The sequence below is a fragment of the Marivita sp. genome (assembly GCF_020055675.1).
Classification (GTDB): Bacteria; Pseudomonadota; Alphaproteobacteria; order Rhodobacterales; family Rhodobacteraceae; genus Marivita.
The window spans coordinates 97,038-110,975 of record NZ_JAIPUS010000004.1 but is presented as its reverse complement, the minus strand read 5'-3'; the positions used below and the strand labels follow the sequence as shown (position 1 = coordinate 110,975).

Here is a 13,938-nt window from a genome sequence, read left to right as displayed (position 1 = left end):
CGTCAAAACCACGCAATCGGTTTGCTGGCCCGATCCACCTCCGTTCATTGTCATGATGCAGGGTCGGGCCGGCCGAAAGGCCGGGCCACATGGCCAGCTACTGCGCGGCCTCGGTCTTGGGTAGACTGCTGCTGCTTTCTAAACCGCAGGTTTTTTCCGCGATCCGACAATCAGGACAGGACACAAAATGAACACGGACTTCGAGGACACGCGGAAAAACCCACCCTCGCGCAAAAAACGGGTCGCGACTAGAGCGATGCCATCAACAGACATAGGGTCCAGTCGATCTCTTGCCTCGTTTTCCACGCAGGACGATGGCGCGGTTGCCGTCATTGCGGGGATGGCGATCCCCGTGCTTTTGGGGTTTGCGGGACTGGCGCTGGAATACGGCCAGGTCCTGGGCGTAAGGGCTGACGCGCAACGAACAGCAGATTTCGCGTCCCACGCCGGAGCCGTCACGTATTCGCGCACGGGTGATGGAGAGGCGATGGTGAACGTCGCAAGAAGCGTCGCGCGGCTGAACGGTTTTGAAAACGCCGAGATTGCCGTCATGCTCGACCCCTCAGTTCCGACCGCCAACGGGTCCGCGGTGCGTGCGACAATCACGACACCCAAAGCGCTCTACCTGCCGCCCCTCGTGGGCGGCGACGCGTCCGTCGATGTTGTGACGACCGCAGTAGCCGGGGCACTTGGCGGCGCCCCAGCCTGTGTGCAGGCGCTCGACCCTGACGGCAGCGGTATAACCTTGTCCGGTGGCACGTCGTTGGCGTCGAGTGATTGCAGCATTGCCTCGAATGCAGAAGTTGCCGCGCCCTGTGGCACCAGCATCGTCACCGACTCCCTGAGCTATGACTCCAATTCAGCCCCAGCGACCGGCGGCTGCAACACCATCGTCACGCCAGAGGGTGAAACGTCGGATATTGCGCGGCGCCCGACAACCGATGCGCTGGCAGGGAGCGACCCCATCCTGCTTGCGCAAAGCCAAATGGCCAGCACTGCGGCGCTGACAGCTCCGGACGACGTGGTCGTGGCGAACGGCCCCGACATCGAATTCGGGTGGACGCCAAGCACCACGACGGCGCAGGCGGCGGCTGTCGGCTGCTCGGCCACCTTTGCAAGCAGCGACAACACATGGACCTTTGCCTGTCCGGGACAGTCGACGGTCAACCTTGGCAACATAACGATCGGGGGCGGGATCACGCTGCGGTTCAACCCCGGCGGGGCGCAATCAATCGTCTACAACATCTCCGGCGGAATACAAAATACCGGAACGCGCATGACGTTCGCGGGCGGCACCTACAATATCGCCAAAGGCATCAGCACCGGTGGCGGTTCGGTCACCGAATTCGGCGCGGGAACCTACAACATCGGTCGCTCGGACCAGGGCTGCAACTGGGGGTCCGACCGGTACAGCATCTGCAACACCAGTCTGCTGTCATTCGAGGGCCCGAGCGCGTTCAGTCTTCCCGGTGGGGCGATGAACACAGGCGGGTCCACGCTGACGCTGGGCACGGGAAACGGAAACAGCTTCCGGTTCGGCCCGTCCTCCGGTGGTGACGCGATCTCTCTTGGCGGTGGCTCGCAGACCTTCATGGGAGATGCCGACGGCGGTCTGTTCGAAGTTGCCGGACATATCGACGGGGGCGGCGGTGGCAGTTGCCTCGTGATCCCGGCGGCCGACCTGCACGAGATCCGCGGGTCACTTCTGGCGTCGGGCGCCATTCGCTTCGGTGCAGGGCTTTATGCGGTCGATGGATACATGCATCTTGGCGGCGACGGGGGCGGCAGCGCCGATTGCGAGGGTGAAACGATCAGCATCCACGCGAAAAACACCACCTTCCTGATCGCTGCAAACGGCACCGAACCGAGTGGTTGGGAATGTGGCGGACAAGCGTTCTGCGTGTCCGCGGGGTATAGCAACGTCCGTTTCACGGCACCGCAATCCGGCCACTACGCCGATCTGGCCGTGATCGGGCCGCTGGATGCATCGCGCAATGAGGGCGCGCTTTTTGCGGCCGGAGCCAGCGGCAACGTGGTGTCGGGCGCGGTCTACTTTCCGAACGGACCGATCACCACATCCGGCGGTGCGAGCGCCAGCGCCGATGGCGGGTGCCTGCAGTTGATCGGGTCGGAAATCACCCTGTCGGGCGGGACCTCCGTCGCGTCCGAATGCGACCTGCCGCAATCGGGCGGCATCGGCGACGTGGTGCTTCTGAGATGATCCGATTTTCAGCCCACCTGATGCGACGGTTGCGACAAGAGCAACACGGCAGCATCGCGGTCGAGTTCGCCTTTTTGGCCCCCGTGCTCTTGTTCATCCTCGCAGGGGTGATCGAAATTGGCGGCGCCACCTACACACGGCTTTCGCTTGATGCGCGCGTAACGGCAATGGCCGAATATGCGCTTCTCCAATCCGCGCCGGAGGATCAGGCAGGCGCAACGGAACTTGCCGAAACGCTCGCCGGCATGTTGCAGGGGGATGCCTCGGAAACCGGCCAGGCTGTCGTGAACAATGCCGCAACTGCCGCGTGGACCGGTTCCGCCATAACCTCGCAATCCGGGCCGGGAGATATCGCGAATTGCTACTGCCCGACCTTGTCGGCAGACAGGGTAATCTGGGGCCGGCAGACATCTTGCGAAGCGCCGTGCGCCTCGGGGGGGACCGCCGGGCAATTCGTGCAAATTTCCGCCGAGGCCCACCATGTCACGATTTTTCCGGGATATGCCTTTATCGAAGGAGACATGGTCGGAACACGCACCGTGTTGCGCTTGAAGTGACAGTCAGATCCGAAATGAAAGGTTTCCTCTCGAACCGTGGCGGGGCCGTGGCCATCGAATTCGCGGCCATCGCGCTGCCGCTCATGCTGCTGCTGGGCGGATCGATCGAGGTCAGCCGTTTCATATGGACCCGTGTCGCGCTACAGGATTCCGCGTCGACCGGGGCGCGCTGTCTTGGTTTGCGCCTTGCCCCCTGTGCCACTGATGGAAAGATGGACACTGGCGGCACGGTGCATTTCGTGCAGCAGCAAGCCAGCGAATGGGCAATCGACATCTCCGACCAATCGGTGACACCGGATGCAACTTCTGGGTGTGAAAACACCCCCGATTTTGCCAGGATCGGAATACGACATCGTCTGACCAGCATCCTGATCGTCTTGCCTGACACTTGGGTCGAGGTGGAAGCCTGTTTTCCCGTGGCCCCGCCGGATTGAAACCTCTGGAGCGTGACGCCATCTATTTCATCTCTGCAACGACACACGTCCATCAAAACTGCGCGCGGGACCAGCCCTACCGCAAAAACAACTTACACCCTATCTGGAAAGTGAAAGTCCCCATGACCGCGAATCTGCGCCGAATTTTCCAGACCATCGCAATCAGCTTTCCCGTATGAGTGAGTGCGTCAGCATTCTGGTCGTGGATGACGATCAAATGATGCTCGACTTCGCCGTGCGTGCTTTGACTTCGCTTGGATACGCCTGTCTTGTCTCGCAGGATACCGACGAAGCGCTGCGGGTGCTGGATGCAGATCCAAGCATCCGCGCGGTGATCATCGACATGCGTCTCGGAACAGGACAAAGCGGCATGCACATGGCGCAGCAGGCGCTTGGGATCCGACCCGAACTGGGTGTTCTTCTCACCTCCGGTGATCACGGGGCACTGAAGGTCGCAAGGCAGCATTTGCCACATGGCGTCAGGGTCCTGCCGAAACCCTACCGCTTGCGTGACTTGGCAGCGCATCTGTCACACCTGATATGAAGATCAGCCGTGTTGATTTGTCCTATTCGATATCAGCCAGCAGCTTTGCGCCAAGGATCGCAGCTTCGACGCGGTTCGACGCCCCCAAGATACGGAAAATGTAGGAAAGATGAAATTTGACCGTGCTATGATTGATGTCGAGCGCCCGCGCGATCCCCTTGTTGGGCTGTCCCGCAACAAGAAGACGCAGGACTTCCAATTGGCGGGGCGTCAACGCCTCGAGCGAAACACCGGATTTCGCGGCCTCGGGTACCACGGCGTCCTCGGGCTCATCGGATTGCGGAGTGAACGGCGGTACGTAGACTCCACCGTCAGCGATCTGCTGGAGTGCGGCTTCGGTTTCACCGATGCCCAGGCCCTTGTTGATGAAACCCTGCGCCCCTGCAGAAAGGGCCATTAGAATGTCCTTGCGCGACCTCGACGCCGACAAGACCACGAGGCGAATCTGGGGCTGCCTTGCTTTGATACTGTCCAGCAGATCGCGATTATCAATCCCCGGCATGTTCAGATCGATGAGTCCCAAGCCGAAGGAAACGTCACCGGACAGGTGTTCGATGGCCTCTTGCGATGTCGCGCAGGCTATGACGGTTTCCACACCGAACCTGTCACGCAGCACGGAATATATGGCCATGCGGAAGAATTCATCGTCATCGACGATGAAAACAGGTGAGAGCGTTGAAAGCTCTATTTGCGACGACATGAAATCATCACTGTGCGTACCGCTCCACCAACATGCCAGACAGCGACCTTGTCAGTTAGACGATTGGAATGGGAAACAGGCCCGACACCAGAGCAATGTACCAGGCTAAGTCTTCAATCGCCGAAATACAGACGTCACTGGGCATACTATCATTGCGCGTAAAAATAAATGATAAGCAATGCCTCGACACAGGTCAACACGACCTTTCGCGGCGACTTCACCACCGACCTTCCGGGTGCGGCGACACGCTGGTCGTCCTGCGGCGTTCTGCCTGTCACCACCTGCGGGTGTCGGAGGCGACATCAAGCATCGAAATCCTGCACCGGTTGGCATCACGATGGAAAAACCGCTGCAAGGAAGGATTGGTCACGTCATGCGACGACGCGTGTGTTAGGCTCATTTTGCCGGCGCGTTCAATGATCCCGCAAATGAAACGGCCTCCTTTGGCAACGGCTCTGACGGCCCAGCGCCGGGACCGGCAAGCCGATCTTTCCAAGCGCACCCCGAACGGGGTCGCAAGGGCTGCGCCTATTTGTGCCAATGAAACGTCCCGTGGTCTTGCGGTGACGGCAGCGAATGGCTGGACGACACACCAATAAAGGATGATGTCATGACGCAAACCGAGATACTCGCCGCCATCACGATTGCCACGGTCTTATGTGGCTTGATTGCAGCGCTCGTCGCCTTGCAGCGGCTACATCGTCGGGTACGCGACACGACACGGCGCATTCTGGACACCTATCCTTCAGGCGCGTCGCCGGACCCGTCACAGCAGCGCGGCATCCGGGGAGATCTGATCCGCATCGAACAGGCATTCGGTGGCATGTCCAAACGCCTTGCGGCGCAGAGGGCAACGTTGGATCAGGCCGGCGACCTGTCGGGCTTCGGCACATGGGCGCTTCTTCCGAACCTGAGGTCGGTGCGCGCATCCTTGCAGATCCGCAAGGTTTTCGGTTTTCCCGAGGATGAAGATGTCGTCAGCCTCGACGGCTTCCGGGAAACCATCCTCCCGGAAGACCGGCCCGGCTTTGATGCCGCGCTGGAACGCGCCGTGAAAGAGCGCGTGATGACCGATGTCGAATTCCGCGCATATGACGGGGATGGGCAGGTCCGCGTGTTCTGGGCCAGTACCGGGCCCGGCGGCGCTGTCCCGATGGACACGGAAGGCGCGACCATAGGCACCATTCAGGACATCACCGAGCTCAGGCAAACGGAAACCGCGCTGGTGCGGTCGCAAAACCTTGAACGCCTGGCGTGCGAAACGGCGCAGATCGGCGGTTGGCGCTATGACACGGCAACGCGGAAGTTCGACGGAACACCCGAAGCAGCCCAGCTTCTCGGGCTTGAGCACGGGCTGACCCCCTCGGTCGAGGATTTGACGAACCGGTTCACAAATGACGAAGAGCGCCAACGCATCGAACGCAGTTTCTGGACCTGCGTTGGCACCGGCAGCCGGCACGACGAAATCGCACAGTTCCAGCGGTTCGATGGCGAGGAAACCTGGCTGCGCATGGTCGGCGAAGCGGAGCGCGATTCGTCGGGCAAGATCGTCTCGGTCTACGGCGCCTTGCAGGATGTCAGTGAGCTGGTCGGAACAAGGCGGGTGAAAAAAGAGACCCAGGCGCTCCTTCAGACCATTGTGAACGCTCTTGACGATGGTTTTGTCATTCACGATTGTGCCGGCAACATCCAGTACATGAACCGCATGGCACACAGCATCCTCGGGGTGCCGGACACCAACCTCGTGGGCGGCAATATCTGGAACGACATCCCCTTTGCGCATGATCCGCTCTTCAAGCGGATGATTACCGATGCGCTCGAAACCGGAACGCGCCAGAGCTTCGAGGGCGCAATCGCGGGCCCCGAACGGTGGGTCAGCGTCGCGGTGTATCCAACGCCCGCTGGCGTCGCCATCCATCTGACCGACCTCACCGAGGAGCATGACTCCCGCGCCCGCCTGCGCCTGCTCGATGCTGCAATGACGCATGTGGGCGACGTTGTGCTGATCACGGAAGCCGAGACAGTCGATCCTCCGGGCCCGAAGGTCGTCTATGTCAACGACGCATTCGAACGGATAACAGGCTTTGCGCCAGCAGACATCCTGGGCGCGACGCCGCGCATTCTGCAGGGGCCGGATACGGAAAGGGCGCGTCTCGAAGATATCCGCATGGCGATTGAGAACAACAAGCCGATTCGCACCGAACTCACGAACTACAGAAAAGACGGCACCAAGTTTACGACCGAGATCAACATCAATCCCGTCTTCGATGACGAGGGGAACTGTACCCACTACGTGTCCATCCAGCGCGACACGACCAAGCGGCGCGCAGACGAAGAATGCCTGCGTGCCCGCGAAGAGCAGTTCCGTCTCGCCAGCCTGGCCAGCCAGGATATCATCTGGGACTGGGATCTGTGCACCGGCACCATCTGGAACAGCAACAATTCTGAAACGGTCTTCGGGCCATTTCTGGACTGGAAGGCGTACGACGCCCCTGGAAGCTGCATTGAACATGCGCTTGAACGGATTCATCCTGACGACCGCCTCGGCATCACAGAAAGCCTCGACGCCGCGCTGTCGGGTGACGCGCAGATTTGGCGCTGCGACTATCGCATCAAGACCAAGGACGGCACATGGCGTGACATGGCCGACAAGGCATTCATCGTTCGGGACGATGCCGGGACACCCCGGCGCATGGTCGGAGCAATGTCGGACGTGACCGATCTGAGGTTGCTCGATGCGCAGTTGCACCAGGCACAAAAGCTTGAAACCGTTGGGCAATTGACCGGAGGCATCGCGCATGACTTCAACAATCTTCTTACGATCATTCTTGGCAACTGCGACATTCTGCTGAACGATATCGGCAACGACTCGCCCCTGCGCCCCTTGCTTCAGTCGATCGAGGACGCGGCTGAGCGGGGTGGCCGGGTGTCGCGTGACCTCTTGGCCTTTTCGCGCCGGCAACCGCTCGAGCTCAGACCGACCGATATCAACAAACTGATCCGGCAATCCGCCAACCTTGTCGAACGTGCGGTCGATGCCAGCGTCGAGATCAGGTACGACCTGAGCGACGCGGACACCGTGGCAAATGTTGATCCCGACAAGATGCAGGCGGCGTTGCTCAATCTTGTGATCAACTCAAGGGCCGCGATTCCGCATCGCGGCACCATCACCATCAGAACGCGCGAAGAAAGTATAATGGTCAGCGACCTCGACCACAATTGCCAGCCGGGCGCATATATCGAGATCGACGTCGAGGACGATGGATCGGGAATGTCGCCGAATGTCGTGGCACATGCGTTCGACCCCTTCTTCACGACCAAGGATTTGCAGGGCGGAACCGGGTTGGGACTCAGTTCGGTCTATGGTCTCGTCAAGCAGTCGGGGGGACATGCCACAATCTCCTCGGAACCGGGAAAGGGCACCATCGTCACGCTTTTTCTCCCGGTTGCGGACGAACCGGAACAGGAGGAGCCCACCGAGACCGACGCGATAGCCGAGGAACCCCGCTTCGGTGGGGAACACCGCATACTTGTGGTGGAAGACGACGCCGAGCTTCGGACCTTCGTATGTACCGTGCTGACCCGCTTGGGATATGTGGTCGTCGAGGCCCATAACGGAGCAACCGCTCTGAACATCCTGGAAACCGACGGCAAATTCGACCTGATCTTCACGGACATCGTCATGCCGGGCGGCGTCAGCGGCGTTCTGCTGGCCCAGAAGGCAAAAACGCTGCATCCGGATGTGAAGATGCTCTTCACCTCGGGCTATACCAGCGATGCCATGGGCGAGGACCGGCATGTGCCGGCTGATATCCCGATACTGTCCAAACCCTTCCGCTCCGACGAGCTGATGGCCAAGGTGGTCGATGCCCTGGCGAACGGAGGATCTGCAGACTGAGACCGGCTGCACCATCGTCCTGACCAGATGGCTAGGCCACGACGCCAGCTAGTTAACAGGTGATTTTGATCTCATCTTCTATCCCAGACGACCCTTCGTCCAGGGCACCCAAGGCATTGGAACACCAAGCCGCCCTGCCGGCACAACCGGGAAAATTCGGGAAGAAGGACTGCATCTCATGCTAAAACTTATAAACAACTTCAAACGTAACGAGTCCGGCGCAACCGCCATCGAGTACGGCCTGATTGCCGCTCTTGTCGCCGTGGCTCTGATTGGTGCGCTGACAACTCTTGGCACTGATCTCAGTGGTATCTTTGGCGATGTCTCCACAGAACTCAATGATGGCACCTAATCGTTCATCGGCGACTTCTACTCCGCACCGCGATGCTACGCCCCATCGGCAATAATTGCGGTGCGGCACTTACCTGATGTGACACAAGACATGCTGGACACCGTCTTTTTCTTCCCGGCTCTCTGGTTCATCGGTGGCCAATTGTTCGCCGCCGCCAGCGACGCGATGACGATGCGCATACCCAATATGCTCGTCCTGTATCTGCTGGCGGGGTTTGCGCTGTCCCTGACAGTGTCGCAACCGGGCTGGGGGGATCTTGCCGCCAGCCTTGCTGTCGGTGGCGCGATCCTCGCCGTTGGCCTGCTCCTGTTCGCGCGCGGCTGGATGGGCGGCGGCGATGTAAAGCTGCTCGCAGTGACCGGACTTTGGCTCGGTCCTGCTGCAACACCGGCGCTATTGATCCTGACGGCGCTGGCCGGCGGGGTGCTGACACTGGCGCTCCTTGCTTGCCATGCATTCGGCGCCCACCGCCGTGCGGGCGGCAAGTTCGCCGCATTCCAAGACCCGGTGGGTCGTCTGCCCTACGGGATTGCCATTGCGGCGGCGGCCATCGCCGTCGTGCTACTGCGGCCAGACGCTCTCTTGACGCGCTGACCGCCGTCACCTGCTGCTGCCTGGAGGGCCGATATGCTACGACCAATTGTTCTGCTGATCACGCTGGCGGCCGGGGGCGGCGCCGCTTGGATCGCGTCACAGGAAACCGCTCCGCCCCCCCGCGAAGTGGTGTCGGTACCGGATGCGGTCGAAATGACCGGGGTTCTTGTCGCGGCACAAGACGTGCCACGCGGGAGCCAGGTGACCAAGCCTGCCCTCAAGTGGCAGCAATGGCCCGCCGACACCGTACCTTCCGCCATGATCGATCGTACGGTCCGCCCCGATGCGCTGGAAGATCTCGTCGGCCGCTATGCAAATCGCCCGCTCTCCATGGGCGAGCCAATCACGGAATGGACGCTTTCAGACCTTCCGAACAGGTTCATGGCGGCATCGCTCGCGCCGGGACAACGTGCGGTGGCGATCAACGTGGATGCGCAAAGCACGGCAGGCGGGTTCATCCTGCCGAATGACCGGGTCGATGTGCTCCACACTGTGCAGGCGTCGCGAAACCAACCAGGCGACGTTACCCGCAGCCGCACCATTCTGCGCGGTGTCCGGGTTCTGGCCATCGACCAGACCAGCGACGACGTCGATGCCGGAACAGTGCTTGGCAAGACGGCCACGCTGGAACTGTCCGAAGCGCAGGTCGAAGCCGTGACCGCAGCCGCATCGACCGGCACGCTGTCGCTGTCGCTCCGGCCGATGGAAAAGTCACCGGGAAAAGCGATGATGGTGGCCGAGGAACCGACAACGACGATCCGTGTCCGCCGCGGAAACGTCGTCGAGGACACTGTCGTCAACTGACGTCGTGTCGCCGCATCAAGAAGCTGTCGCACCGTTCGGGCGAAGGAAAAAAGATGAAACATGCTCCCATCACGCTGCAAGACGGCGCCGAGGCGACCCCGGATCAGACGTTGCCGAGCGTCCGTGTACCGCACCTGACTGTGACAGCGTTCTGCCTGACGGCCACGACCAACGGCGCGATCACGCGTGCCAGCGGCGACCGTCGTCTGACCCGGGTCAAGATGCAGATCAAAAAAGGCAGCGTCGAAGAGGCACGACGGATGTTCGAGACCGAACAGACGCCGTCTTTGCTCATCGTCGAGATTGCCGTCTCTGGCGACACGCTGCTGGAGCAGCTCGACTCGCTTGCCGAGGTCTGCGACCCGAAAACCAAGGTTGTCATCGTCGGCGTGGAAAACGACATCCAACTGTACCGCACACTTATGGAGCGCGGCATATCGGAATACCTCGTCGGCGCGATCACGCCACTGACCTATGTCGCGATGATCCAGAGGCTGTTCGGACAGGACTCCGAAACAAAGCTTGGCAAGGTGTACGCCTTCGTCGGCGCCAAGGGCGGCGTCGGCGCATCGACCCTTGCGCAGAATGTGGCTTGGACGATCGCCGAAGAGCAATCGAGTCCGACAGTGCTTCTCGATCTGGATTTCAGGTTTGGTTCAGCAGCCATAAACCTCGATCTGAAGCCGATGACAGGGCTTGAGAAATATGTGAGCGACCCCGAAAAGCTCGATGCGGCCCTCCTGGATCGGCTCACCGTTCAACGTGGGAACTACCTGAGCGTATTGCCGGGTTTCGATGACGTTTTGTGCGACATCGACCCTGCACCGGACGCAATCGAGCGCCTGATCGAAATTGCCAGAGCGTCTTTCCCGCATGTCGTCGTGGACCTGCCCCATGATTGGTCCGCAGCCAGCCGCGACACCCTGACATCGGCCGACCATGTCATCTTGGTGACTGCGCCTGATTTGTCGAATCTGCGAAATTCGCTCGCTCTGACTGAACGATTGCGCGCTCTGCGTCCCAATGATGCGCCGCCAATGGTCATTCTCAACGCGTGCAGGATGCCCAAACGCAAAGAAATCGCAGCCGGTAAATTTGCCACGAGCCTTGGCATCGAAACCTGTTCGACCATCGTTTTCGATCCGGCGACATTCGGCGCTGCGTCGGTCAAGGGGCAGACGATACGCGAACAATCGCCCCGCGGCAAAGCGCAGAAATCAATCAGGCGCATCGTCCACAACCTCGCGGGCAAGACCAACAAACGGCCGCGAAGCTGGCTTCGCAAACATCTCGGCCTTGGCTGACCGCAAAACCGCCCCGCACTTCACCTCAATTGGAATAGACCCTCATGTCCCAGTCCTTCGGAAAACGAACGGCATTGAAAAACGCGCAAAAGGTTACGCCGTCCGGCTCCGAAAAGGCGGAATCATCGGACGCGGCCACTCGGCCCTCGGTCAATCAACCGGTGCACATGACGCGGGCACAAGACGCGCCGTCACGGCAAGCGCGGGTTGCGGCGACAGAGGCGCCACAGAACGCTGCCGACTACATCGAACTGAAAAAAGAGATCTTCGGCGCCTTGATCGAGTCGATCAATATCAGCGAACTCGGCCTGCTGGACCTTCAGGCCGCACGACGCGAGGTCGGCGGCGTGGTCAGCGAGATTCTTTCCGTCAAGCGCGCGGTCCTGTCCAGCAGCGAACAAGCCGAGCTTACCGAGGAAATCTGCAACGACGTTCTTGGCTACGGCCCGTTGGAGCCATTGCTCGCACGCGACGATATCTCGGATATCATGGTGAACGGGACCAACCTGATCTACATCGAGGTGAAAGGCAAAGTTCAGCAGACGAATATCCGCTTCCGGGATAACGAACAGCTGCTGAATATCTGCCAGCGCATCGTCAGCCAAGTCGGGCGCCGCCTCGACGAATCGAGCCCGATCTGCGATGCGCGATTGCCGGACGGAAGCCGCGTGAACGTGATCGCACCGCCCTTGGCCATCGACGGTCCCAGCCTGACCATCCGGCGCTTCAAGAAGGACAAGCTGACGCTGAACGAACTTGTCAGTTTCGGATCTATCACGCCCGAAGGGTCGGAAATCCTCAAAATCATCGGTCGGGTCCGGTGCAATGTCCTGATTTCGGGCGGAACCGGGTCCGGCAAGACGACACTGCTCAATTGCCTGACGAAATATGTCGACTCGGACGAGCGGATCGTCACCTGCGAGGACTCCGCTGAATTGCAATTGCAGCAACCGCATGTCGTCCGTCTGGAAACTCGCCCCGCCAACGTCGAGGGCACCGGCCAGGTGACGATGCGAGATCTGGTCAAGAACTGCCTGCGGATGCGCCCTGAGCGGATCATCGTCGGCGAGGTGCGTGGCCCCGAAGCCTTCGATCTTCTGCAGGCGATGAATACCGGTCACGACGGGTCGATGGGAACGCTGCACGCCAATACCCCGCGCGAGGCTCTGTCGCGCCTGGGCGCGATGATCACGATGGGCGGCTTCGACCTGCCGTCACAGACGATCCAGGAGATGGCCGTGTCCTCCATCGACGTCATCGTTCAGGCAGCGCGCCTGCGGGATGGCTCGCGCCGCATCACCCACATCACCGAGGTGCTGGGCATGGAAGGTGACGTGCCCATCCTGCAGGACATCTTTGTCTACAAGATGCAGGGCGAGGACGAAAGCGGTCGGATCATCGGCCAGCACCAGTCGACGGGCATCGGCCGCCCGGCGTTCTGGGATCGCGCCCGCTATTTCGGCGAAGAAAACCGGCTGTCGCGCGCGCTCGAAGCGTCGACCGCCCCCACCTGAAACCAGAGCTGGTACAATGATGCAGCAATTCGACTTCACTCTCTTGATTGTGCCGCTTGCCGCGCTGGCCGCAGTGGGTCTCGTGCTGTTGTTTGCCATGCCATATCTCGATGCGCAGGCGCTTTGGAAGCGGCGGATGGCCTTGGCCCTTGGCGGCAGTGGCAATGTCAGCGCTGCGACCCCTTCCGACAGCAAGGCCTCGACCCATCGAAAGGCAATTGAAAAAACCCTTAAAGAGATCGAAGACCGCCAATCGGAGCAACGCAACCAGCGGCGCAAGCCGGGGCTCGAGCAGCGCCTCCGGGAGGCGGGCCTGGGTTGGAAACCGTCCGGCTACTGGCTTTTCTGCGCGGCGATCGCCATTGGTGCCTTCGCAGCCACGTCATCACTTGGGTTGCTTTACGCAAGCGGCATCGCGCTGTTCACCGGGCTTGCCGTTCCGCATCTTTACGTCAAGTTTCTTCGCCATCGGCGGCTGACCGTCTTTGCGAATGGGTTTCCGGACGTGATCGACCTGATCGTCCGTGGCGTCCGTGCCGGGCGTCCGCTGGCGGATTGTCTGGCAGTTGTCGCGGCCGACAGCGCAGAGCCGATCCGCAGCGAATTCAGGCAAGTCGTCGAGGACCAATCCGTCGGACTGCCCATCCACGAGGCGGTCGACAAGCTGGCACAGCGCGTCCCGCTGCAAGAGGTCGGGTTTCTCGCGATCGTTGTCGCGATCCAGAACCGCGCAGGCGGCAACCTGACCGAGGCCCTGGGCAATCTGTCCACAGTATTGCGGGGTCGCCGGCAACTCCATGCCAAGGTGAAGGCGATGAGCGCGGAGGCCAAGACCTCGGCCGGGATCATCGGCTCGCTTCCCGTGGTCGTCGCGCTTCTCGTTCAGGTGACGAGTCCCGAATATCTCGCCGTTCTCTACCAGACGACTGCGGGCATCACGGTGGTCGTCGCCTGTGCGCTCTGGATGTCCATCGGTGTGTTCATCATGCGCCAGATGATCAATTTTGACATGTGAA

The 13,938-nt window shown here is 60.7% G+C and carries 12 protein-coding genes; 11 read left to right on the top strand and 1 reads right to left on the bottom strand.

The annotated features are described in order from the left end of the window. Positions 1–256: 256 nt before the first annotated feature. From LCF59_RS04830 to LCF59_RS04815, 4 genes are all read left to right on the top strand, one after another. On the top strand, positions 257–2,221 hold the full coding sequence (locus LCF59_RS04830; protein ID WP_292286148.1) for a Tad domain-containing protein: 1,965 nt from the start codon (positions 257–259) through the stop codon (positions 2,219–2,221). After that, the gene (locus tag LCF59_RS04825; protein WP_292286146.1) at positions 2,218–2,778 is read left to right on the top strand and encodes a TadE/TadG family type IV pilus assembly protein; all 561 of its coding nucleotides are present in this window, start codon (positions 2,218–2,220) and stop codon (positions 2,776–2,778) included. The genes LCF59_RS04830 and LCF59_RS04825 overlap by 4 nt, the downstream gene beginning before the upstream one ends. A gap of 14 nt (positions 2,779–2,792) precedes the next feature. Then, the gene (locus LCF59_RS04820; RefSeq protein ID WP_292286144.1) at positions 2,793–3,212 is read left to right on the top strand and encodes a TadE/TadG family type IV pilus assembly protein; all 420 of its coding nucleotides are present in this window, start codon (positions 2,793–2,795) and stop codon (positions 3,210–3,212) included. A gap of 202 nt (positions 3,213–3,414) precedes the next feature. Beyond that, positions 3,415–3,756: a response regulator gene (locus tag LCF59_RS04815; protein ID WP_292286142.1), complete on the top strand. Its 342-nt coding sequence runs from the start codon at positions 3,415–3,417 to the stop codon at positions 3,754–3,756. 22 nt (positions 3,757–3,778) lie between these two features. Here LCF59_RS04815 and LCF59_RS04810 read toward each other — a convergent pair whose 3' ends face one another. Beyond that, positions 3,779–4,456, bottom strand: a complete 678-nt coding sequence (locus tag LCF59_RS04810) for a response regulator transcription factor (protein ID WP_292286140.1) — start codon at positions 4,454–4,456, stop codon at positions 3,779–3,781. Between the two features lie 610 nt (positions 4,457–5,066). Between LCF59_RS04810 and LCF59_RS04805 the strand changes: the two genes are divergently transcribed. From LCF59_RS04805 to LCF59_RS04775, 7 genes are all read left to right on the top strand, one after another. Further along, positions 5,067–8,354 (top strand): PAS domain S-box protein, encoded by a 3,288-nt coding sequence (locus LCF59_RS04805; RefSeq protein ID WP_292286138.1) that lies wholly within the window; start codon positions 5,067–5,069, stop codon positions 8,352–8,354. 178 nt (positions 8,355–8,532) lie between these two features. Continuing rightward, a complete protein-coding gene (locus LCF59_RS04800; protein WP_292286136.1) occupies positions 8,533–8,706 on the top strand; it encodes a Flp family type IVb pilin in 174 nt (57 codons plus the stop codon). A 90-nt stretch (positions 8,707–8,796) separates the two neighbouring features. Continuing rightward, complete coding sequence (locus LCF59_RS04795) at positions 8,797–9,300, top strand: prepilin peptidase (RefSeq protein WP_292286134.1); 504 nt, start codon at positions 8,797–8,799, stop codon at positions 9,298–9,300. Between the two features lie 33 nt (positions 9,301–9,333). Beyond that, positions 9,334–10,104, top strand: coding sequence for a Flp pilus assembly protein CpaB (gene cpaB / locus LCF59_RS04790; RefSeq protein WP_292286132.1), 771 nt, complete (start codon positions 9,334–9,336; stop codon positions 10,102–10,104). A gap of 53 nt (positions 10,105–10,157) precedes the next feature. Beyond that, a complete protein-coding gene (locus LCF59_RS04785) occupies positions 10,158–11,408 on the top strand; it encodes an AAA family ATPase (protein ID WP_292286130.1) in 1,251 nt (416 codons plus the stop codon). A gap of 44 nt (positions 11,409–11,452) precedes the next feature. Further along, positions 11,453–12,922, top strand: coding sequence for a CpaF family protein (locus LCF59_RS04780; protein ID WP_292286128.1), 1,470 nt, complete (start codon positions 11,453–11,455; stop codon positions 12,920–12,922). A 16-nt stretch (positions 12,923–12,938) separates the two neighbouring features. Further along, on the top strand, positions 12,939–13,937 hold the full coding sequence (locus LCF59_RS04775) for a type II secretion system F family protein (protein WP_292286126.1): 999 nt from the start codon (positions 12,939–12,941) through the stop codon (positions 13,935–13,937). Position 13,938 lies beyond the last annotated feature (1 nt).